General features: G+C 38.1%; 1 protein-coding gene. It reads left to right on the top strand.

What is annotated here, in order from left to right; translation table 11 throughout:
- A partial coding sequence (locus ES017_RS15825; protein WP_216367612.1) for a hypothetical protein occupies positions 1 to 391 on the top strand: 391 nt, incomplete at both ends.

Genomic DNA, 391 nt, shown 5'->3' with positions numbered 1-391 from the left:
TTTTTACCCCGATCAAGATTTTAACACTTGGACAGATAGCGGTGTTCAATATCCCGGTACAACCTATCATATATATAACCCGATTGTTTGTGCCCCTACTATTGACATTGTAGAAGGGGCTAGTGATTTTTCTGTTAAAAATTGCTTTTTTGTTAACTCATATCATGTGATAGACTTGACCAAAACACATGCACGACATGAATTAATCAATATCCGATTCACGCCTATCAGATACGGTATCACAATAGGGAACTGTGTTGACTGGGGCAAAATGGAAAATATAAAAGCACATCCATATTGGTCGGAAGCGTATGGGCATTCTGGTAATGCGTTTCGAGTCAATTTATATGCAGAAATGAACGCTGTTTCATTTGAAATCGGAGCTTCTGAT

The organism is Anoxybacillus sp. EFIL, assembly GCF_013096955.1.
Lineage (GTDB): Bacteria > Bacillota > Bacilli > Bacillales > Anoxybacillaceae > Anoxybacillus > Anoxybacillus ayderensis.
The sequence above is the reverse complement of the archived record's forward strand: the minus strand, read 5'-3'. Positions and strand labels throughout refer to the sequence as shown.